Raw genomic sequence first — 22,608 nt, 5'->3', positions numbered from 1 at the left:
GATGAGAGCCTTGGGAGTCCACGAGCCCGAGAGCATCATGGCGACGTTGCCCTGCGTGAACGAGTCACGGAGATCGGTCTCCTTCCACGTGGTGGCGCCGGCCGACGAGAAGCCGTGCTCGGTGGCTCGCACCTGTCCGTGTTCAACACCACGGAGAACCCCGAGCTCGCATGGGAGTTCGTCAAGCTCATGACCACGGGCGAGTTCGCCGAGAAGTGGGCAGATGAGACCGGATACTTCCCGGGAGTTCAGTCGGCGATGGAAGAGGCCCTGGCCTCGACCGACCCGCTCGTCGCTCCGTTCGCGCAGCAGATGGTGGAGGGCGGCGCATCCGTGCCGGTGACCCCGAACTTCGGCGCCGTGCAGGCGAAGAAGACGACCAACTCGATGATCCAGGCGATCCTCAGCGGACAGAAGGACGTCGCCACCGCGACGAAGGATGCCGCTGCTGAGATGACCGACCTGCTCAACCAGTAAGGCTGTATCCCTCCATGTCGATGGTGCAAGCGCCACTGCCGGCCACGAAGGCGGAGTCCACCTCCGCCTCCGTGGCCGGCGGCCGGCCGCAGAACAAGCGGGGACTCTCGCTGATCACGGCCCGTCCGTGGCTCCTCCTCGCTCCGGGCCTGGTCATCCTCGCGGTGCTCATGCTGTGGCCTCTCGTCCAGGTCGTCATCTATTCGCTGCAGGACTACGGCCTGCGTGAGATCAACACCGGAGAGAGCAACTGGATCGGCGTCGACAACTACGTAGAGGCGCTCACCAATCCGACTCTCTGGACCGTCGTGCTGCCGAACACCGTCGGCTTCGCTGCCGTCGCCGTGTTCGTCACGGTCGCGGTCGGCACGCTCGTCGCNGCCGGCCGCAGAACAAGCGGGGACTCTCGCTGATCACGGCCCGTCCGTGGCTCCTCCTCGCTCCGGGCCTGGTCATCCTCGCGGTGCTCATGCTGTGGCCTCTCGTCCAGGTCGTCATCTATTCGCTGCAGGACTACGGCCTGCGTGAGATCAACACCGGAGAGAGCAACTGGATCGGCGTCGACAACTACGTAGAGGCGCTCACCAATCCGACTCTCTGGACCGTCGTGCTGCCGAACACCGTCGGCTTCGCTGCCGTCGCCGTGTTCGTCACGGTCGCGGTCGGCACGCTCGTCGCCCTGCTGCTCGCAAAGCTCGGCACGGTCTGGCGCACCATCGTGTCGAGCTGCATCATGGTCGCCTGGGCGATGCCCGCGGTGACCGGCACCTACGTCTGGACCTTCATCTTCGATGCCGACCGCGGCATCTTCAACAGCGTCCTGACCGACCTCGGTCTGATGGACGACCCGGTCAACTGGTTCACGAACCAGTGGTCGTTCTACGCGATCGTGCTGCTCAATGTCGTGCACCACGGCTTTCCGTTCGTGGCCATCACGGTGCTCGCCGGCCTGCTCGGCGTCTCGAAGGAGATGCTCGAGGCGGCCGCCCTCGACGGCGCGAACGCCTGGATGCGTTTCTGGAAGATCATCTTCCCGACCCTGAAGCCCGTCTTCTCCGTCGTGATCATCCTGTCGACCATCTGGGACTTCAAGGTCTTCGCGCAGGTGTACCTCATGCCCGGCGGCGGTGGCGGCAACCGATCGGTGCTCAACCTCGGCGTCTGGTCGTATGTCGAGTCCTTCGGCCAGAACCGGTACGGATTCGGTGCCGCGCTCGCCGTACTGCTCACCCTCGTGCTGATCGGCATCACGATCGTGTACATCCGCTCCCTCATGAAGGAGGACGAGCTGTGAATCCCCGCCCGTCTGTCATGTCGCGGGTCGGCACCGGTATCGCGATCGCGGCCGTGCTGATCTTCACGCTCTTCCCCGTGTACTGGATGGTCTCCAGCGCCTTCGATGCCAAGGCGTCGAGCGGCGGGCAGTCACTGCTGCCTCAGGAGTTCACGTTCGACAACTTCGCCTTCGTCCTCACCGACGGTGGCTTCGGCACGTATCTGCGCAACTCGGCCATCGTCGCCCTGGTGACGGTGCTCGTCAGCGCCCTGGTCTGCCTGCTGGCCGCGGTCGCGGTCGCGCGCTTCAAGTTCACGTTCCGCACCACGATCCTCATGATGATCCTCGTCGTGCAGATGGTGCCGCTCGAAGCTCTCGTGATCCCGCTGTTCCTCCAGGTGAAGAGCCTCGGACTGCTCAACAGCATCCTGGGGCTGATGGTGGTCTACGTCGCGCTCTCGCTCGCGTTCGGAATCTGGATGCTGCGCGGATTCGTCGCCGCCGTCCCGGTGGAGCTCGAAGAGGCCGCGTACATCGACGGTGCCAGCTGGTGGCGGATGTTCCGCTCGATCCTGCTGCCGCTCGTGATGCCCGGCCTGGTCGCGACGAGCATCTTCAGCTTCATCACGGCGTGGAACGAGTTCATCTTCGCCATGACGATCCTCGGCAGCGCGACCGACCAGTACACGGTGTCGATCGGTCTGAAGTCGTTCTTCGGCCTGCACTCCAATGACTGGGGCAGCATCATGGCGGCGTCCACGATCATCACGATCCCGGTGATGATCTTCTTCGTGATCGTGCAGCGACGCCTGTCTGCAGGCATGGTCGCCGGAGCGGTGAAGGGATGACCGACGATCTCGAGCGTCTCGCGAACGGCGTTCTCTGGCCGGGCTTCTACGGCACCGAAGCGCCGGAGTGGTTGCTCGACGCGCTGCGCGACGGGCTCCCCGGGGTCGTGTACTTCGGGCAGAACGTCGGTGACGGTCTGCAGGCGCTGAGCGCGCAGATCCGCACGGCCAACCCCGCAGCCCTCATCGGCATCGACGAGGAGGGTGGCAGCGTCACGCGTCTCGAGTCCGACACGGGCTCGACACTGCCCGGTGCCGCGCAACTGGGTCTGGTCGACGACGTCGCAGCGACCGAGGCGACCGGTGTCGAGCTCGCACGACGCGTCCGCGCGATCGGCGGCGACGTCGTGCTCGGTCCGGTCGCCGACGTGAACACCGACCCGCGAAACCCCGTGATCGGGGTGCGCTCCTTCGGGAGCGACGAGCATCTCGTGTCCCGGCACGTGGTCGCCGAGGTCACGGGGCTGCAGCGCGCGGGCGTCGCCGCCTGCGTGAAGCACTTCCCGGGGCACGGCGACACGCACGTGGACTCGCACCACGCGCTGCCGGAGATCTCCCTCGACGTCGACGAGCTCGAGCGCGTGCACCTCGAGCCCTTCCGCGCTGCGGTCGCGGCCGGCGTCGACACCATCATGACGGCGCACATCGTCGTCCCGGCGTGGGGCGAGGAACCCGCCACGCTGAACCCGCGCGTTCTCGGAATGTTGAGGGACTGGGGCTTCGAAGGCGTCATCATCACGGATGCGCTCGACATGGCGGCCATCCGCGAGACCGTCGGTATCGGTGCGGGTGCGGCCCGCGCGCTCGCCGCGGGTGCCGACCTGCTCTGCATCGGGAACCCCACGAATCCCGGGCGCGAGACCCACCCGGATCAGGATCACCGCGACTACCTCGCCGCGCGCGACGGCATCGTCGCAGCACTGCGCGACGGCTCCCTCCCGCGCGCACGGGTCGAGGACGCCGTGCGACGCATCGCAGCGCTGGCGCAGACGCGGCGCACGCGCTCCGAGGCGGCTGAGCACGCCGCGCGGTCCGATGCCGCCTATGCGGGCGATGACATCGTGCGCCGTGCCGTCCGCGGTGCGCACGGCGACGCCGCGGAGCTCGTGGTGCTCGATGCCCGCCGTCGGGCATCACTCGCTGTCGACAGCGTGGCTGCGTATGTCGCTGAGACTCTCTCGGGTGGTGGGCACGTCTCACGACTCGATGTCGCGCGGACCTCGGTCGACGAACAGGATGCCGTGCTCGACGAGGTGATCGCCGCCGAAGGACTGACGGTCGTGCTCATCGATCGCCCCGACGCCGACGACGCCCAGCGGTCGCTGATCGAGCGCGCGGCCGACCGCGACCCCGACGCGGTGGTCGTGAACGTCGGGCTGCCATCGCAGCGCCCGCTCGCTCTCCCCGTGGTCGAGGTGGGCGCCGCGAGCCGCATCGGAGCACAGGCGGCCAGAGATCGGCTGCGCAGAGCATACGCGCGCGTCGGCGCCTCGTCACCGGGTGACGTCGAAGAAGACGACTGAGGCAGGATGGCACCGTGGACGCTGATGTTCTTGCACTGGTACGCCGAGCCGTACCTCGCCTGAGCGCCGCGGAGGCCAAGGTCGCCGAGACGATACTCGGCGACCCCACCCTCGTCGTTGATCTCGCGATCAACGATCTGGCGCGGCTGTGCAGCACGTCGCTCTCGACCGTCGCCCGCTTCGCCCAGTCGCTCGGCTTCAGCGGCTATCGCGAACTCCGTGTGGCCGTCGCACGAACCGTCACGTTGGCTCAGGCACAGCAGGCGCGTTTCGGACTCGACACCACCGCGATCAGCCCGGACGACGAACCGTCGGCGATCGCCGCGAAGCTCGCGGCCCAGGAGATCGACGCGATAGAGAAGACAGCCCGCGGCCTCGACGCCGCGGCTCTCGACCGCGTGGCCCTCGCACTGGTCGAGGCGCGGCACATCGACCTGTTCGGGCAGGCGGCCTCGTCGCTCACCGCGCAGGACCTGCAGCAGAAGCTCGCGCGTATCGGATGCTCGGTCGCGCATTCCGCCGACCCGCACCTCGCGGTCACGACCGCGTCGCTGCGCTCGTCGAAGGACGTGGTCATCGGCTTCTCGCACGGGGGTGAGACAGCTGAGGTGGTGCAGGCGCTCGAGGTCGCGCGCGACGCGGGAGCCCTGTCGGTCGCCATCACGAGCGCGGGAGACTCCACGCTGGCGCTGGCCGCCGACATCGCGCTGCTCACACACGCGCACGAGTCGCCGTTCCGCATGGCGGCGATGTCGAGCCGCATCGCCCAGCTGGCGCTCGTCGACATCCTGTTCGTGCGGGTCGTGCAGCACCGCGGGGAGCCGGTGTCGATACCGCTGCGGCTCACCCACGACGCGGCCGCGCCACGCCGACGTCCCCCGCGCTGAGCCGGTGCCCCCGCGCTGAGTCGGTGCGAGGCGTCGCCGGGATGCTGACGCGGAGGGGAGCGCTCAGCCGACGTGGTCGCGCGTGCTGGCGAGCGCTCGCGTCGCGATCCGATGTGCGCGGGCGAGGCTGCCCGTCAGCGACAGCCCGCTGAGGATCCCCGCCAGGAATCCCGCGGCGAACGCGTCGCCGGCGCCGATCGTCTCGACGACGGGCGCATCCAGTGCTGAGCTGTCGGTCCGCTCCCCATCCTCGAATGCGGTCGCCCCGTTCGCACGCGTCACGACCAGACGGCGAGGCTCGGGCACGAGCGCGCGCACCCGATCGGCATCCGCGGTGCCGAACACGGCCTCGGCGTCGGGAGCGGTGCAGAACACCACGTCGGCGCGTCGTGCGCAGTCGACGATGACGGCACGACCCTCGTCTTCGCGCCCGCGCCAGAGCGCCGGACGCCAGTTCACGTCGAAGCTGAGGAGTCGCCCGTCGCGGGGAGCCGAGAACAGTGCCACCTGCGCAGCGCGCGCCGTCGCCGACAGTGCCGGGGTGATACCCGAGGTGTGCACGAGCGAGGCTTCGTCGATCAGCCGCGCGGCCGCAGGGGCGGCGATCGTCGCGGGAGACATCGCCGACCCTGCCGATCCGCGCCGGTGGTAGTACATCGTGCCGTCGACGGAACCGTCGGGGAGCGGCGTGAGCTCCTTGACGTAGAGACCCGTCGGCGCATCCGGATCGACCTCGACGGCCGAGTCGTCCACGCCGTGTCGGCGAAGCTCCGCCCGCAGGAATCGCCCGAATCCATCGTCGCCGACGCGCGACACCACCGCCGTCGGGATGCCCGCGGAAGCCAGGGCGATCGCCGTGTTCCATTCGGCTCCGGCGAGGGAGCGGTGGAAGGTGCGGCAGTCCTCGAGGGGACCGGCGACCGCGGGGACGAGGGAGACCAGACCCTCGCCGACGCACACGGCGAGAGGGGAGGTGTCGGGCACGTTCTGGACACTACCGGATCGGCTTCGGTGAATCATCCGATACCGGAATGCAACCTGAAGATGTTCCGAATCTGTACGTTCACTGGGTAGTTTCGAGGAATCACCGTCCGGACCCGACGACGTCTCCGGATCGCGCACAGCAGCGCTCGACAGGAAGGTCACACAATGCACCACACAGTCATGCGTCGGCGAGGTCTCCTCGCCGTATCCGGGGCGGCACTCGCCGCGCTGGTCCTCTCAGGATGCGTCGCCAGCGAGCGCGGCGACGACGGCGCCGAGGGTTCGGGCGACGTCGACGGCACGTTCGTGTTCGCCGCCTCCTCCGACCCGGCCAGCCTCGACCCGGCTTTCGCGCAGGACGGTGAGAGCTTCCGCGTCTCGCGGCAGATCTTCGAGGGGCTCGTGGGCACGGAGCCCGGAACGGCCGACCCGGCGCCGCTGCTCGCCGAGTCGTGGGAGTCGTCGGAAGACGGCATGAGCCACACCTTCGCGCTGAAGGAGGACGTCACCTTCCATGACGGCACCCCGTTCAACGCCGAGGCCGTGTGCGCCAACTTCGACCGCTGGTACAACTGGACGGGCCTCGCGGCCTCCGAGGCCTTCGGCTACTACTACAACAAGCTCTTCAAGGGCTATGCCGAGAACCCCGCGGATGCCGTCTACAAGTCCTGCACGCCCGACGGCGACTACTCGGTCACCGTCGAGCTGAACAAGCCGTTCGCCGGCTTCATCGCCTCGCTCTCGCTGCCCTCGTTCGGCATGCAGAGCCCGTCCGCGCTCTCCGAGTTCGGTGCAGACGACGTCAGCGGCTCCGCCGAGGCTCCCGTGCTCTCCGAATACGCGATGGGTCACCCGGTCGGCACCGGTCCGTTCCAGTTCGAGGAGTGGGCACCGGGCGAGCAGGTCACCCTCAAGGCCTACGACGGCTACTGGGGTGAGGCCGGCCAGGTCGACGAGATCATCTTCCGCACGATCGACGACCCGACCGCTCGTCGCCAGGCGCTCGAGTCCGGCTCGATCGACGGGTACGACCTCGTCGGTCCCGCCGACACCCAGGCGCTCGAGGACGACGGCTTCACGATGGTGTCGCGCCCTCCGTTCACGATCCTCTACCTCGCGTTCAACCAGGCCGTGCCCGAGCTGCAGGACCCCAAGGTCCGCGAGGCGCTGTCGTACGCGGTCGACAAGGATGCGCTGATCAGCCAGGTCCTGCCCGAGGGCACGGAGAAGGCGATCGAGTTCGTGCCCGACACGGTCAACGGCTACAACCCCGACGTGACGACGTACGACTACGACCCCGAGAAGGCCAAGTCTCTGCTCGCAGAGGCCGGCTACACCGAGGCCAACCCGCTGAAGCTCGACTTCAACTACCCGGTCAACGTGTCGCGTCCGTACATGCCGGACCCCGAGCAGATCTTCACCGTGCTGTCCTCGCAGCTCGCCGAGGTCGGCGTCGAGACCACCCCGGTCTCGGAGGAGTGGGTCGAGTACCTCGACCGCACCACCGGCACCGCGGACCACGGCATCCACCTGCTCGGGTGGACCGGTGACTACAACGACACCGACAACTTCGTCGGCGTCTTCTTCGGCCAGCAGAGCTCGGAGTGGGGATTCGACAACCCGGAGCTCTTCCAGAAGCTGAACGAGGCACGCGGCGTCTCGAGCCTCGAGGACCAGACGGCCCTCTACGAGGAGATCAACGAGATGGTCGCGCAGTTCATCCCCGGCGTGCCGCTCGCGCACCCGGCACCGACCCTGGCATTCGACCCGCGCGTCGAGAGCTACCCCGCCAGCCCGGTGAACGACGAGGTCTTCACGGACATCGTCCTGACCGAGTAGGTCCGACCGACTGAGATGCCCACCCGGGTCCTCGCGCACGCGCGGGGACCCGGACCGGTGTCGCCCTGATCAACGGAGACCTTCTTGCTGCGCACCATCGGCAGACGACTGCTGTTCCTCATTCCCACCCTGCTCGGCCTCAGCATCCTGCTGTTCGCCTGGGTCAGGGCCCTGCCCGGCGGCCCCGCCGTCGCCCTTCTCGGTGAGAAGGCGACTCCTGACGCCATCGCCAGGGTCAACGAGCTCTACGGCTTCAACAAGCCGATCATCGAGCAGTACTTCATCTGGGTGAGTCGCCTGCTGCAGGGCGACTTCGGAACGTCGATCCAGACGAACCGGCCCGTGGTGGAGGAGTTCTTCCGGCGCTTCCCCGCGACCATCGAGCTGAGCGTCGTGGCGCTCATCTTCGCGGTCGGCGTCGGCATCCCGCTCGGATACTGGGCGGCCCGCCGTCACGGCAAGTTCACCGATCACGCGTCGGTGGTCATGAGCCTGATCGGCATCACGATCCCGGTGTTCTTCCTCGCCTTCATCCTCAAGTACGTGTTCGCGGTGCAGCTGGGTTGGCTGCCCTCGGACGGTCGGCAGAATCCCCGCATCGACGCGACCCACGTGACCGGGTTCTATGTGTGGGACGGCATCATCACCGGCGAGTTCGACGCCGCGTGGGACGCCTTCCTGCACCTGGTGCTGCCGGCTCTCGCGCTCGGCACCATCCCGCTCGCGATCATCGTCCGCATCACCAGGGCCAGCGTCCTCGAGGTGCAGAACGCGGATTACGTGCGCACCGGCCGCGCGAAGGGCGTCGGCGCCTCGACGCTGCGGAGCCGATTCATCCTGCGCAACGCGATGCTGCCCGTCATCACGACCATCGGCCTGCAGACGGGGCTCCTGATCTCGGGAGCCGTGCTCACCGAGACCGTGTTCGCCTTCCCCGGGATCGGCTCGTTCCTCGCGAGAGCGATCTTCACGAGGGACTTCCCGGTGCTGCAGGGCTTCATCATCTTCATCGCGATCGCCTATGCGCTGATCAACCTCGCGGTCGATGTGTCCTACAGCTTCATCGACCCGAGAGTGCGGGTGCAGTGATGTCCCGTCTCGTTCTCCGAAAGGGGATGGCGTCATGACCATCTCGCTCCCACCCGCACAGGGTCCGTCGGCCGCGATCGGCGAGGTCGTCGACACCGTCGCCGTCGGCCAGGCCGGCCTCAAGGAAGGACCCGGCGGGTTCTGGCGCGACGTGTTCCGCCGCCTGCGTCGCAACCCCACCGCCTGGATCGGCGCAGGCATCGTCCTGGCGTTCCTCGTCGTGGCCGTGCTCGCCCCGGTGCTCGCCCCGTACCCCGAGACGGCACTCCCGGGCGCGAAGTACATCACACCGACGAACATCCCGGGGCCCGGCGAGCTGCCGGAGTTCCCCCTCGGACTCGACCGCTTCGGCGGCGACGTGCTCTCCAAGCTCATCTGGGGTGCGCAGGCGTCGCTGCTGATCGGCGTCATCTCGACCGCGATGGGCCTGGTGGGCGGCATGATCCTCGGGCTCCTCGCCGGGACGTTCGGCGGCTGGGTCGACACGCTCATCATGCGGGTCGTCGACATCATCCTGTCGGTGCCGAACCTGCTGCTCGCCGTGTCGATCGCGGCCATCCTCGGTCAGACGCCGTTCGCGGTGATGATCGCGATCGGTGCCTCGCAGGTGCCGATCTTCGCCCGCCTGCTGCGCGCCTCGATGCTGCAGCAGCGATCCAGCGACTACGTGCTGTCGGCGCAGACCCTGGGTCTGGGTCGTGGGCAGATCACGATGTCGCACGTGCTCCCGAACGCGATCGGACCGGTCATCGTGCAGGGCACGCTGACGCTCGCGACCGCCGTGATCGATGCCGCGGCGCTGTCGTTCCTCGGTCTCGGCGGCGGTCGTCCCGAGACGGCCGAGTGGGGGCGCATGCTCACGTACGCACAGGCGGAACTGGCCATCGCGCCGTGGCTGGCCTTCCTGCCCGGTATCTGCATCGCGGTCACCGCGCTCGGTTTCACTCTGTTCGGTGAGGCACTGCGCGAGGCCATGGACCCGAGGACGAGAGCACGATGAGCGCTGCGAAAGAGAATCAGATGTCGGATGCACCGCTGCTGTCGGTCGAAGGACTCGCGGTCGACTTCGCCACCATGGACGGCGTCGTGCACGCCGTCGAGGGCGTCGACCTCGAGATCGCGCCGGGGCAGACCGTCGCGATCGTGGGGGAGTCGGGGTCGGGCAAATCGACGACAGCGATGGCCATCATCGGACTGCTCGCCGGCGGCGGGCGCGTGGCCGCCGGCAGCATCCGCCTCGACGGACGTGAGATCGGCCACGCTCCCGAGCACGAGCTGCGCATGATCCGGGGGCGCGACATCGGTCTCGTCCCGCAGGACCCGATGTCGAACCTGAATCCGGTCGCCAAGATCGGCACGCAGGTGGCCGAGACCCTCCTCGCGCACGGACTCGCCAACCGGCAGAACGTGCAGCAGAAGGTCGTCGAGGCGCTCACCGCCGCGGGGCTGCCCGATCCTGAGCGGCGCGCGAAGCAGTATCCGCACGAGTTCTCGGGCGGCATGCGCCAGCGCGCGCTGATCGCGATCGGCCTCGCCTGCAAGCCTCGACTGCTGATCGCCGACGAGCCGACGAGCGCGCTCGACGTCACGGTGCAGCAGACGATCCTCGATCAGATCGGAGCGATGACGCGCGAGCTCGGCACCGCCGTGCTGCTCATCACGCACGACCTCGGCCTCGCGGCCGAGCGGGCGGAGCGGGTCATCGTGATGCACCGTGGCAAGGTCGTCGAGCAGGGGCCCGCGAAGCAGATCCTCGAGGCGCCGCAGCATCCGTACACGCAGTCGCTCGTGCAGGCGGCTCCGTCGGTGGCCGCGGCACGCCTACGGCCCGAGGCCTTCCACACGGGGGACGCTTCGACAGGCTCAGCGACCCAGGGCCCGGGCTCCGTGTCCGCAGGCACGGATGGGTCCCTGAGCTCGTCGAAGGGCAACATCGTCGAGATCGAGAACCTGACGAAGGTGTATCCGGTGCGCGGGCAGAAGGAAGACTTCGTCGCCGTCAACGACGTCTCCCTGGCGATCCCGCGCGGCGAGACGGTCGCGATCGTCGGCGAGTCCGGTTCCGGCAAGACGACGACGGCGCGCATGCTGCTGAAGATCATCGAGCCGACCAGCGGGCTGATCCGGTACGAGGGCAAGGACGTCGCCTCGCTCAGCCGGGCCGAGACCAAGGACTTCCGTCAGAAGGTGCAGCCGATCTTCCAGGATCCGTACTCGAGCCTGAACCCGATGTTCACGATCGAGCGACTGATCTCCGAACCGCTCGACTTCTACAAGCGGGGGAGCAGCTCCGATCGGCGCACGCGCGTCCGCCAGCTGCTCGACGACGTGGCGCTGCCGCAGTCGATGCTGCGCCGGTATCCGTCCGAGCTGTCGGGGGGCCAGCGGCAGCGCGTCGCGATCGCTCGCGCCCTCGCGCTCTCGCCCGAGCTGATCGTGTGCGACGAGCCCGTGTCGGCGCTCGACGTGCTCGTGCAGGACCAGATCCTGACCCTGCTCGGCGACCTGCAGCGCGAGTACGGTCTCAGCTATCTGTTCATCTCGCACGACCTCGCGGTGGTGCGACTGATCAGCGACTACGTGTGCGTGATGAAGGACGGATCTCTCGTCGAAGCGGCATCGTCGGAAGAGATCTTCACGAATCCACGAGACCCGTACACGCGACGCCTGCTCGCATCGATCCCGGGAAACGAGCTGAACATCGCGTCCTGACGATTCGATCCTGGCCTTCTTCGGGCGCCAATACCGCAGCGTTCGAAGAAGGTCAAGGATTGAACTTGCCATGTCGCAATATCGCGTCTATAGTTGGTAGTTGCGCTCGCTTCTCCGTGCCCTCATATGGTGGTCGGCATCTCGTTGAGCATTCGGGCGCACACTCCACCTGACGACAAAGGAATCGAGAAGCCCTGCGGGGCTCACGGAGGTTATTCCCTTGGCTGCTGCTCCCAACGCATCCACATCCACCACCACCAAGAACGGACGCGGAGCTTCCCGCCTCTCGTTCGCGAAGATCTCCGACACGCTGACGGTCCCCGACCTTCTCGCTCTGCAGACCGAGTCCTTCGGTTGGCTCGTCGGAAACGACGCCTGGAAGGCACGGGTCGCCGAGGCGAACGCCGCCGGCCGGACCGACGTGAACCAGGTCTCCGGACTCGGTGAGATCTTCGAGGAGATCTCCCCGATCGAGGACCTCGGCGAGACCATGCAGCTCTCGTTCACGAACCCGTACCTCGAGCCGGAGAAGTACTCGATCGAGGAGTGCAAGGAGCGTGGCAAGACCTACGCCGCTCCGCTGTACGTCGAGGCCGAGTTCATGAACCACCTCACGGGTGAGATCAAAACCCAGACGGTCTTCATGGGCGACTTCCCGCTGCAGACCGACAAGGGAACGTTCATCATCAACGGCTCCGAGCGCGTCGTCGTCTCTCAGCTCGTGCGTTCGCCCGGTGTCTACTTCGACAAGACGCCCGACAAGACGTCCGACAAGGACATCGTCTCGGCACGCGTCATCCCGAGCCGTGGTGCATGGCTCGAGTTCGAGATCGACAAGCGCGACCAGGTCGGCGTGCGCATCGACCGCAAGCGCAAGCAGTCCGTCACCGTCTTCCTCAAGGCGCTCGGTCTGTCGAGCGAGCAGATCCTCGCCGAGTTCTCGGGCTTCCCCTCGATCGAGGAGACCCTGGCGAAGGACACCATCGTCACGAAGGAAGACGCGCTCCGCGACATCTACCGCAAGCTGCGTCCGGGCGAGCAGGTGGCCGCCGAGGCCGCACGCGCGCTCCTCGACAACTTCTACTTCAACCCGAAGCGCTACGACCTGGCGAAGGTCGGTCGTTACAAGATCAACCACAAGCTGGGTCTCGACGCGCCGCTGACCGACTCGGTGCTGACCGTCGACGACATCGTCGCGACGATCAAGTACCTCGTCCGTCTGCACGCCGGTGTCGACACGTTCGACGGCATCCGCTCGGGCAAGCAGGCCGAGATCCGCATCGCGACCGACGACATCGACAACTTCGGCAACCGTCGCATCCGCGCCGTGGGTGAGCTCATCCAGAACCAGGTCCGCACCGGTCTGTCCCGCATGGAGCGCGTCGTCCGCGAGCGCATGACCACGCAGGACATCGAGGCGATCACGCCGCAGACCCTGATCAACGTGCGCCCCGTCGTCGCCGCGATCAAGGAGTTCTTCGGAACCTCGCAGCTGTCGCAGTTCATGGATCAGAACAACCCGCTCGCGGGTCTGACCAACAAGCGCCGTCTCTCGGCTCTCGGCCCCGGTGGTCTGAGCCGTGACCGCGCCGGTGTCGAGGTCCGTGACGTCCACCCGTCGCACTACGGCCGCATGTGCCCCATCGAGACCCCTGAAGGCCCGAACATCGGTCTGATCGGTGCTCTCGCGACCTTCGCGCGCATCAACTCGTTCGGTTTCATCGAGACCCCGTATCGCAAGGTCGAGGGTGGCGTCGTCACCGAGCACATCGATTACCTGACGGCTTCCGAAGAGGTCGACTTCAACATAGCGCAGGCCAACGCGCCGCTCGATGCCAAGGGTCGCTTCCGCGAGAGCCACGTCCTCGCCCGTCCGAAGGGCGGCAGCGGTGAGGTCGACCTCTTCCTCCCCGAGGAGATCGGCTACATCGACGTCTCACCGCGTCAGATGGTGTCGGTCGCGACCTCGCTCGTGCCCTTCCTCGAGCACGACGACGCGCAGCGCGCACTCATGGGTGCCAACATGCAGCGTCAGGCTGTGCCGCTGCTCCGCAGTGACTCGCCGCTCGTCGGAACCGGTATGGAGGGCTACACCGCCATCGACGCGGGTGACGTGCTCACCGCCGAGAAGGCCGGTGTCGTCACCGAGGTCTCCGCAGACCGCGTCACCGTCATGCTCGACGAGGGTGGAACGCAGGACTACCACCTGCGTAAGTTCGACCGCTCGAACCAGGGCACGTCGTACAACCAGAAGGTCGTCGTCAGCGAAGGCGAGCGCGTCGAGGTCGGAGAGGTCATCGCCGATGGCCCCGCCACCGAGAACGGCGAGCTGGCACTCGGAAAGAACCTCCTCGTCGCATTCATGACGTGGGAGGGCTACAACTTCGAGGACGCCATCATCCTGAGCCAGGACCTGGTGAAGGACGACACCCTCTCGTCGATCCACATCGAGGAGTACGAGGTCGACGCCCGCGACACGAAGCTCGGCAAGGAGGAGATCACCCGTGACCTCCCCAACGTCAGCCCCGAGCTGCTGAAGGACCTCGACGAGCGCGGCATCATCCGCATCGGCGCCGAGGTCCGCCCCGGCGACATCCTCGTCGGCAAGGTCACGCCGAAGGGCGAGACCGAGCTGTCGGCGGAAGAGCGTCTGCTCCGCGCGATCTTCAACGAGAAGAGCCGCGAGGTCCGTGACACCTCTCTGAAGGTGCCCCACGGCGAGCAGGGCACGATCATCGCCGTCAAGGAGTTCAACGCCGAGGACGGCGACGACGAGCTCGGCTCCGGCGTGAACCGTCGCGTCGTGGTCTACATCGCCCAGAAGCGCAAGATCACCGAGGGCGACAAGCTCGCCGGTCGTCACGGCAACAAGGGTGTCATCGCCAAGATCCTCCCGATCGAGGACATGCCGTTCCTTGCGGACGGAACCCCGGTCGACATCGTGCTCAACCCGCTGGGTATCCCGGGTCGAATGAACTTCGGTCAGGTGCTCGAGACCCACCTCGGGTGGATCGCGAAGCAGGGCTGGAAGGTCGAGGGAACCCCGGAGTGGGCCGCGAAGCTCCCGAAGGACGCCTTCGAGGCCGCCCCCGGCACCAAGGTCGCCACTCCGGTGTTCGACGGTGCGAGCGAGGAGGAGATCTCCGGTCTCCTCGACGCGACCACCCCGACCCGTGACGGCGTCCGCCTGATCGACTCGAGCGGAAAGACGCAGCTGTTCGACGGCCGCTCCGGCGAGCCGTTCCCGGCGCCGATCTCGGTGGGCTACATGTACATCCTGAAGCTGCACCACCTGGTCGACGACAAGATCCACGCGCGTTCGACGGGTCCGTACTCGATGATCACCCAGCAGCCGCTCGGTGGTAAGGCGCAGTTCGGTGGCCAGCGATTCGGTGAGATGGAGGTGTGGGCCCTCGAGGCCTACGGCGCCGCATACGCGCTCCAGGAGCTCCTCACGATCAAGTCCGACGACATCCTCGGCCGCGTCAAGGTGTACGAGGCGATCGTCAAGGGCGAGAACATCCAGGAGCCCGGCATCCCCGAGTCCTTCAAGGTGCTCATGAAGGAGATGCAGTCGCTCTGCCTGAACGTCGAGGTCCTCTCGGCAGACGGCACGCTCGTCAACCTGCGTGACACCGACGACGAGGCCTTCCGCGCTGCGGAGGAGCTCGGCATCAACATCTCCAGCCGCTTCGAGGCCGCCTCGATCGACGAGATCTAACCCTTCGACAGGCTCAGGAACCCCTGGGGTGCTGAGCCTGTCGAAGCCCCCGATTTCTTCAGAAGAATTCCTACACAGGAGAATTTGTGCTCGAGTCAAACACTTTCGATGAGCTTCGCATCGGTCTCGCGACCGCGGATCACATCCGCGCCTGGTCGTACGGCGAGGTCAAGAAGCCTGAAACCATCAACTACCGCACCCTGAAGCCGGAGAAGGACGGTCTCTTCGGAGAGCAGATCTTCGGACCGTCCCGCGACTGGGAGTGCGCCTGCGGCAAGTACAAGCGTGTCCGCTTCAAGGGCATCGTCTGCGAGCGCTGTGGCGTCGAGGTCACCAAGTCCTCGGTCCGTCGCGAGCGCATGGGTCACATCGAGCTCGCCGCTCCCGTCACCCACATCTGGTACTTCAAGGGTGTTCCCTCGCGTCTGGGCTACCTGCTCGACATGGCGCCGAAGGATCTCGAGAAGGTCATCTACTTCGCCGCCTACATGGTCATCTCGGTCGACGAGGATGCTCGTCACCGTGACCTGGGCACGCAGGAGAACAACATCCGTCTCGAGCTGAAGACGCTCGGAGACCGTCGCGACGCGAAGATCGCCGAGCGCCTGGCTCGCCTGGAGGAGGAGCTCGCTTCTCTCGAGGCCGAGGGCGCCAAGGCCGACGCGAAGAAGAAGGTCAAGGACGCCGCCGAGAAGGAGATGTCGCTCATCCGCAAGGGTGCCGACGAGGCGATCGCCAAGCTCGAGCGCGTGTGGGAGGACTTCCGCACGCTCGAGGTCGGCGCACTGCGTCCCGAGGACGACGTCTTCCACGAGCTGCAGGACCGTTTCGGTCAGTACTTCGAGGCCTACATGGGCGCCGAGTCGATCCAGCGTCGTCTCGCGGCGTTCGACCTGGCCGCCGAGGCGGAGAGCCTGCACCTGCAGATCTCCGAGGGCAAGGGCCAGCGCAAGATCCGTGCGATCAAGCGTCTGAAGGTCGTCAACTCGTTCCTGGAGACCGGCATGAGCCCGGCCGCCATGGTCCTCGACGTCGTTCCGGTGATCCCGCCGGAGCTGCGCCCGATGGTGCAGCTCGACGGTGGCCGCTTCGCGACCTCCGACCTCAACGACCTCTACCGTCGTGTGATCAACCGCAACAACCGTCTTCGTCGTCTGATCGACCTCGGTGCCCCCGAGATCATCGTCAACAACGAGAAGCGGATGCTGCAGGAGGCCGTCGACGCACTGTTCGACAACGGTCGCCGTGGTCGCCCGGTCACCGGTACCGGAAACCGCGCCCTGAAGTCCCTCAGCGACATGCTGAAGGGTAAGCAGGGTCGTTTCCGCCAGAACCTGCTCGGCAAGCGCGTCGACTACTCGGGCCGTTCGGTCATCATCGTCGGCCCGCAGCTGAAGCTGCACCAGTGCGGTCTGCCCAAGCAGATGGCCCTGGAGCTCTTCAAGCCGTTCGTCATCAAGCGCCTGATCGACCTCGGTCACTCGCAGAACATCAAGGCGGCCAAGCGCGCCGTCGAGCGCACGCGTCCCGAGGTCTGGGACGTGCTCGAGGAGATCATCCGCGAGCGTCCGGTGCTGCTCAACCGTGCACCCACGCTGCACCGTCTGGGCATCCAGGCGTTCGAGCCTCAGCTCGTCGAGGGCAAGGCCATCCAGCTGCACCCGCTCGTCTGCGCGGCGTTCAACGCCGACTTCGACGGTGACCAGATGGCTGTCCACCTGCCGCTGTCGGTCGAGGCTCAGGCCGAGGCCCGCGTGCTCATGCTCGCGTCGAACAACATCCTGAAGCCGTCCGACGGACGTCCGGTCACCCTGCCCTCGCAGGACATGATCATCGGTCTGCACCACCTGACCACGGTCAAGGCGGGCGCAGCCGGTGAGGGCCGTGCATTCGGTTCGGTGGGCGAAGCGATCCTGGCGAAGGACGAGGGCTCCCTCGACCTGCAGGCCAAGGTCCGCATCCGCATCCCGGGCCTGACGTTCCTCGAGGGCGAAGCGCCCGAGGGGTACGAGCGTCACGGCCTCGTCGACGCGTCGCTCGGACAGGCGATCTTCAACGACACGCTGCCCAAGGGCTACCCGTTCGTCCGCGAGCAGGCAGACAAGAACAAGCTGTCGCAGATCGTCAACAAGCTGGCCGAGGAGTACCCCAAGGTCGAGACGGCTGCGTCGCTGGACCGCATCAAGGACGCCGGCTTCTACTGGGCCACGCGCTCGGGTGTGACCGTCGCTCTGAGCGACATCCTCACGCCGCCGAACAAGGCTGAGATCGTCGCGGGCTACGAGAAGCAGGCCGCGAAGGTCCAGTCCCAGTACGAGAAGGGCCTCACGACCGACGCCGAGCGTCGTCAGGAGCTCATCAAGATCTGGACCGAGGCGACCGACGAGGTCCAGGCCGCGATGAAGGCGCACTTCCCCGAGGACAACACCATCAACCGCATGGTGTCGTCGGGTGCTCGTGGTAACTGGCTGCAGATCCGGAACATCGCCGGTATGCGTGGTCTGGTGAACAACCCCAAGGGTGAGATCATCCCGCGTCCGATCATCTCCTCGTACCGCGAGGGTCTGTCGGTCGCGGAGTACTTCATCGCGACGCACGGTACCCGTAAGGGTCTCGCCGACACCGCTCTGCGTACCGCCGACTCGGGTTACCTGACCCGTCGTCTGGTGGACGTGTCGCAGGACGTCATCATCCGCGAAGAGGACTGTGGCACGTCGAAGGGCCTCGAGCTCCCGATCGCCGCTCCGAACTCGCAGGGTGAGCTGGTGCGCGACGCGAACGTCGAGAACTCGGTGTTCGCTCGTACCCTCGCCTCCGACGTGGTCGACAGCAAGGGCGAGGTCCTCGCCTCTGCCGGAGACGACGTGGGCGACGTTCTCATCGACAAGCTGGTCGAGGCGGGTGTCGAGACCATCAAGGTGCGCTCGGTCCTGACCTGCGACTCCGCCGTCGGTGTCTGCGCGCAGTGCTACGGTCGTTCGCTCGCGACGGGTAAGACCGTCGACATCGGCGAGGCCGTCGGCATCATCGCGGCCCAGTCGATCGGTGAGCCCGGTACCCAGCTGACGATGCGTACCTTCCACACCGGTGGTTCCGCGTCGGCTGACGACATCACGCAGGGTCTGCCCCGTGTGCAGGAGCTCTTCGAGGCTCGTACCCCGAAGGCGGCATCGCCGATCGCCGAGGCCGACGGCCGCATCACGATCGACGAGACCGACAAGGCGAAGAGGCTCATCCTCACGCCCGACAACGGTGACGAAGAGGTGATCTACCCGGTCCTGAAGCGTGCGACGCTTCTGGTCGAGGACGGTCAGCACGTCAACGTGGGTCAGCCTCTGCTCGTCGGAACGCTCGACCCCAAGGAGGTCATGCGTGTCATGGGTGCCCGCGAGGTGCAGCGTTACCTCGTCGGCGGCGTCCAGGGCGTGTACCGCTCGCAGGGTGTGCCGATCCACGACAAGCACATCGAGGTCATCGTCCGTCAGATGCTCCGCAAGGTCACCGTCGTCGATCACGCCGACACGACCCTGCTCCCGGGTGAGATGGTCGACCTCAAGCGCTACCAGGCGATCAACCGCGAGGCTGTGGCAGAGGGCAAGCGCCCCGCGTCGGGCCGTTCGGAGCTGATGGGTATCACGAAGGCGTCGCTCGCGACCGAATCGTGGCTGTCGGCCGCCTCCTTCCAGGAGACGACGCGTGTGCTCACCGAGGCTGCCATGCAGGGCAAGCGCGACCCGCTGGTCGGTCTCAAGGAGAACGTCATCATCGGTAAGCTCATCCCCGCCGGAACCGGTCTCTCGAAGTACCGCGACGTCACGGTCGAGGCGACGGAAGAAGCCAAGAGCGAGCGCTACCCGAACCGGATCTTCGCATCCGACGGTGCGTACGCCGACGGTGACTTCGGTTACGTCGACTTCGACGCGTTCTCGACGGACGACATCACGCCGGGTACGTACAACTGACGTACTGAGTGAGTGAGAAGGCACCGGGCGATTCGCCCGGTGCCTTCTTCGTGCGCCGCGCGAGCGGGGGAGCAGCAGCTCAGTCGAACAGGTTCGAGATGATGCTCGAGGTGTAGCCTGTCGGCGCGAGGTTGGAGTAGACGGTGTCGATCAGGATGTCGTCGCGCCAGAACAGGGTGCGTCCGTCGGTGACGGGGTACTGCGGATCCGGCCAGGTCTTCTCGCAGCGGGTGCCCTTGTCGGGCGTGAAGCAGGTGAAGCCCTCATCCGTCACCAGGGCGTTCAGCATGTCGAGTGCCGGGCCGCGATTCATCGCCGAGATCGTGGTCACGAGCCCGGTGGTGTCCGCCCGCGGGTCACGCCAGATGCAGGTGAGGGTGCCGTCGTCTCCCACCCCTGACGGGCCGAACGCCGCATCGTTCAGCGGAGTCTCTCCCAGTTGCGACAGCACGTCCTCCGACAGGATCGCACGACAGTCGGTGGGCAGCGCCACCGGGGTCGAGGTGGCGGTCGGAGATGCCGTCGGCTCGTCGGTCTGCTCCGGGGTGGCACTCGACGACGCGGCGGGTGTCGAGCTCGCGTCGCCGTCACCGGTAGAACCGCCGCAGCCTGCGAGCAGGGTGATCAGGGCGAGAGCCGCGGCTCCCGAGACGAGACGAGCGTTCATGCGCTCACCGTAGCGCTCCGCGGCGACGGGGCGACAGAGGCGGGCCGGATGCCGTGCGCACCGACCGCGAGTAGTGTCGGCAGGGTGAGTGGTGAAAGCGTGCACGAAGCCCCGTCCGTCGTCGTCATCGGAGATGCCCTGATCGATGAGATCCGCGACAGCGCAGGGGTGCGCGAGCTGGTCGGGGGAGCGGCGCTGAACGTGGCCGTCGGGCTACGGCGTCTCGGTGTGGCCACGACGCTGATCGCGATGGTCGGCGACGATGAGGCCGGCGATCATATCCGTGAGTACCTCGGCGATCAGGGTGTCACGCTCATCGGCACGCCGGCGCCGCACGGGTCATCTCGCGCGATCGTGCAGCGTGGAGCCGACGGCGAACCGACGTACGAGTTCAATGAGGCGGCGCAGCGGCGCAGCATCCGTTTCTCCGGCGACGCAGTCCGGGCGATCGCCGATGCCGGTCTCGTGGTCGTCAGCTGCTTCCCGTTCGACGTGCCCAGCGAGGTCTCCGCGCTGATCGAGGCGACGCACGGAACGCGCCTTGCCGTCGACCCCAACCCGCGGTCCGGCATGCTCAGCGATCGCGAGGAGTTCGTCCGCGGCTTCGAGATGCTCGCGCCGCACTCGGCGATCGTGAAGGTGGGGGCCGACGACGCCGCCCTGCTCTACGACGGCGACCTCGATGCTCTGCGTGTGCGTCTCCGCGATGCGGGCGGTGAGGCTGTGCTCGCGACGGCTGGTGCGGCGGGGGCGGTCCTGGAGTCGGATGCGGGCCTGGTCTCGGCGCCGATCGCGACGCTTCCCGGGCGCATCGTCGACACGGTCGGTGCGGGAGATGCCACACTCGCGGCCGTCGCCGCCGGTCTCGTTCTCGACCCTCCGCGAGACCTCGAAGGATGGCGTTCTCTGCTCGAGCGAGCGATGGATGTGGCCGCCTCGACCTGTCGCGCGGAGGGCGGTCTGCTGCGGACGCCGGAGTCGTTGGCGGATGCCGATCGTGGCGTGTACGGCAGCTGACGTCTCGATTTCTCGTGCCTGCCTCCGACAGGTATGATTGATACTCGTGCCCCCGGTTGGCTGTCGAAGTCGGACGGGTGCGCTCTGGCGAGTTACCCAAGCGGCCAAAGGGATCTGACTGTAAATCAGCCGTCTTAGACTTCGGGGGTTCGAATCCCTCACTCGCCACCGGCTACGACAGAGAACGCCCCCGATATCCGGGGGCGTTTCTGCGTCCTGCGCTCACCACCTCTGTGTTTCTTGGACCGAGTGCAGATACCCATGGACACTGAGTCCATTCGAGCGCATACTTACACGCACAGGACATGGTTTCAGCAAAGGAGCACACCATGAGCGACTCGAACGAACCCGCCGAGCTCTTCTCCTCGCCCTCCGGACCCGACGGCGCATCGATCACCGACTGGACGGACCTCGGGCGGGAGATGTGGGCGTATCTCACCGGACGTGGGGCGGCGGTGAACTACACCTTCGACGACATGACCGTCGAAGTCCCGCGCGACATCGGCCCCGATGCTCCGCGTGCGACCTGGAAGTTCAACGGCACACTGCGCGTGACGACCAGCGACAGCGCGTCGGGCGACGCGCACGCGGTCTAGGCGAGGCCGACTCCGATGATCCGCCTCGACATCGATCTGCAGGTCGAGCAGGTCGCACCGGACGGCGGCCCCCCGACGCGTTTCGCCGTGAAAGCCGGCGGTAGCGAGGTCGTCGTCACACTGGAGAACAGCGCCGGCCTTGCGGGTATGGGCCGGAACGACCTCGCGAATCTCATTCCGCTCGCCGACGGACTCGCGCGACGCGGCATCCGTGTGCGCGTCGAGGGGCCGAAAGGCACCCTCGTGGAGTTGGGAGACGTGAAGTCCGGACCCGTCGGGCGCGTCATCGCCGGCTCTCCCCACATCAGGCTCGGGCATCTCGCCACGCTCCTGTCCGAGATGCAGCACGGCAGACAGGGGCGTGGCTTCCGCCTTCCCGCACCTCCGCCCACCCCGTTCCCGCTCGTCCCGACCATCGCGAGGAGAGTGCGTCGCCGTGTGACGACGACGCACTACATCCCCGGGTCCGGTCGCCCTCGGTTGATCTTCGCCGTCGGTTCCGGCGATTGGGACCGCAGCAGGCCGCGCGAGTTCGATCTGCTCCCCGGCAGGACGGTGATCGGCTCGAGCCCTGACGCCGATCTGCGTCTGGAGGGAGTGGAGGCGCGTCACGCCGAGATCAGACACAACGACGACGACGAGTACGTGCTGTACTCCTTCGCGCCGACCGGCGGCGGTCGCCCGAACCTTCCGCACAGCTCCGAGAACGCGAGGATCCTGCGGACGGGCTCGCGGATCGAGATCGGCCCCTGGCGCCTTGCGTACTACCGCGAGGAGTTCGCGGATCACGGACGCCCGTTCGGCGGGCGTCAGGGCGGAGAGTACGAGTTCCAGAAGCAGCAGCCCATCCGACCGTACGGTTCCGGCGAGCTCGGCTGACGGATCCCGCAACAGGAGACGCGGGGTCATCTGAGATCCCGCCGTCGAGAAGTCCCCAGACGCAAAGCGTCCGGGGACTTCGCCGTTTCCGCGTCGAGCGGGCAGTATGGAGCGGGTGGTGATGCGGGAGC

The 22,608-nt window shown here is 66.9% G+C and carries 16 protein-coding genes and 1 tRNA gene; 15 read left to right on the top strand and 2 right to left on the bottom strand.

Annotated features, from left to right (window positions below; genetic code table 11):
• Positions 1–138: 138 nt before the first annotated feature.
• The 5 genes from IXW21_RS12840 (at position 139) to IXW21_RS12815 (ending at position 5,011) form a co-directional block, all read left to right on the top strand.
• Positions 139–477: a hypothetical protein gene (locus IXW21_RS12840; protein WP_323742246.1), complete on the top strand. Its 339-nt coding sequence runs from the start codon at positions 139–141 to the stop codon at positions 475–477.
• Positions 478–886: 409 nt separating this feature from the next.
• Positions 887–1,771: a carbohydrate ABC transporter permease gene (locus IXW21_RS12830; RefSeq protein WP_194764652.1), complete on the top strand. Its 885-nt coding sequence runs from the start codon at positions 887–889 to the stop codon at positions 1,769–1,771.
• Positions 1,768–2,601, top strand: coding sequence for a carbohydrate ABC transporter permease (locus IXW21_RS12825; RefSeq protein WP_323742245.1), 834 nt, complete (start codon positions 1,768–1,770; stop codon positions 2,599–2,601). The genes IXW21_RS12830 and IXW21_RS12825 overlap by 4 nt, the downstream gene beginning before the upstream one ends.
• Positions 2,598–4,124, top strand: a complete 1,527-nt coding sequence (locus IXW21_RS12820; RefSeq protein ID WP_194764640.1) for a glycoside hydrolase family 3 protein — start codon at positions 2,598–2,600, stop codon at positions 4,122–4,124. The genes IXW21_RS12825 and IXW21_RS12820 overlap by 4 nt, the downstream gene beginning before the upstream one ends.
• 14 nt (positions 4,125–4,138) lie before the next feature.
• Positions 4,139–5,011: a MurR/RpiR family transcriptional regulator gene (locus tag IXW21_RS12815; RefSeq protein ID WP_194764639.1), complete on the top strand. Its 873-nt coding sequence runs from the start codon at positions 4,139–4,141 to the stop codon at positions 5,009–5,011.
• Positions 5,012–5,074: 63 nt separating this feature from the next.
• Here the strand turns inward: IXW21_RS12815 and IXW21_RS12810 are convergent, their stop codons facing one another.
• Positions 5,075–5,995 (bottom strand): sugar kinase, encoded by a 921-nt coding sequence (locus tag IXW21_RS12810; RefSeq protein WP_194764638.1) that lies wholly within the window; start codon positions 5,993–5,995, stop codon positions 5,075–5,077.
• 165 nt (positions 5,996–6,160) lie between these two features.
• Here IXW21_RS12810 and IXW21_RS12805 point away from each other — a divergent pair, with 165 nt between their 5' ends.
• The 6 genes from IXW21_RS12805 (at position 6,161) to rpoC (ending at position 19,318) form a co-directional block, all read left to right on the top strand.
• On the top strand, positions 6,161–7,834 hold the full coding sequence (locus IXW21_RS12805; protein ID WP_194764637.1) for an ABC transporter substrate-binding protein: 1,674 nt from the start codon (positions 6,161–6,163) through the stop codon (positions 7,832–7,834).
• Between the two features lie 84 nt (positions 7,835–7,918).
• Positions 7,919–8,923 (top strand): ABC transporter permease, encoded by a 1,005-nt coding sequence (locus IXW21_RS12800; RefSeq protein ID WP_194764636.1) that lies wholly within the window; start codon positions 7,919–7,921, stop codon positions 8,921–8,923.
• 34 nt (positions 8,924–8,957) lie between these two features.
• On the top strand, positions 8,958–9,923 hold the full coding sequence (locus IXW21_RS12795) for an ABC transporter permease (RefSeq protein WP_194764635.1): 966 nt from the start codon (positions 8,958–8,960) through the stop codon (positions 9,921–9,923).
• Positions 9,920–11,635 carry an ABC transporter ATP-binding protein gene (locus tag IXW21_RS12790; RefSeq protein WP_228528498.1) on the top strand — a complete coding sequence of 572 codons (1,716 nt, stop codon included), beginning with the start codon at positions 9,920–9,922 and terminating at the stop codon, positions 11,633–11,635. Before IXW21_RS12795 ends, IXW21_RS12790 begins: the two co-directional genes overlap by 4 nt.
• A gap of 220 nt (positions 11,636–11,855) precedes the next feature.
• Positions 11,856–15,356, top strand: a complete 3,501-nt coding sequence (locus IXW21_RS12785) for a DNA-directed RNA polymerase subunit beta (RefSeq protein WP_194764634.1) — start codon at positions 11,856–11,858, stop codon at positions 15,354–15,356.
• Positions 15,357–15,442: 86 nt separating this feature from the next.
• The gene (gene rpoC, locus IXW21_RS12780) at positions 15,443–19,318 is read left to right on the top strand and encodes a DNA-directed RNA polymerase subunit beta' (RefSeq protein WP_194764633.1); all 3,876 of its coding nucleotides are present in this window, start codon (positions 15,443–15,445) and stop codon (positions 19,316–19,318) included.
• A 79-nt stretch (positions 19,319–19,397) separates the two neighbouring features.
• On the opposite strand, the gene IXW21_RS12775 is transcribed toward rpoC, so the two are convergent.
• Positions 19,398–19,985, bottom strand: coding sequence for a hypothetical protein (locus tag IXW21_RS12775; protein ID WP_194764632.1), 588 nt, complete (start codon positions 19,983–19,985; stop codon positions 19,398–19,400).
• A gap of 84 nt (positions 19,986–20,069) precedes the next feature.
• Between IXW21_RS12775 and IXW21_RS12770 the strand changes: the two genes are divergently transcribed.
• From IXW21_RS12770 to IXW21_RS12755, 4 genes are all read left to right on the top strand, one after another.
• A complete protein-coding gene (locus IXW21_RS12770; protein WP_323742243.1) occupies positions 20,070–21,002 on the top strand; it encodes a PfkB family carbohydrate kinase in 933 nt (310 codons plus the stop codon).
• 86 nt (positions 21,003–21,088) lie between these two features.
• A tRNA-Tyr gene (locus tag IXW21_RS12765) sits at positions 21,089–21,170 on the top strand.
• 161 nt (positions 21,171–21,331) lie between these two features.
• The gene (locus tag IXW21_RS12760) at positions 21,332–21,598 is read left to right on the top strand and encodes a hypothetical protein (protein ID WP_194764630.1); all 267 of its coding nucleotides are present in this window, start codon (positions 21,332–21,334) and stop codon (positions 21,596–21,598) included.
• A 15-nt stretch (positions 21,599–21,613) separates the two neighbouring features.
• Positions 21,614–22,477 carry an FHA domain-containing protein gene (locus IXW21_RS12755; protein ID WP_194764629.1) on the top strand — a complete coding sequence of 288 codons (864 nt, stop codon included), beginning with the start codon at positions 21,614–21,616 and terminating at the stop codon, positions 22,475–22,477.
• Positions 22,478–22,608: the final 131 nt, after the last annotated feature.

It is taken from the genome of Microbacterium sp. UFMG61 (assembly GCF_015354505.1).
GTDB lineage: Bacteria > Actinomycetota > Actinomycetes > Actinomycetales > Microbacteriaceae > Microbacterium.
The sequence above is the reverse complement of the archived record's forward strand: the minus strand, read 5'-3'. Positions and strand labels throughout refer to the sequence as shown.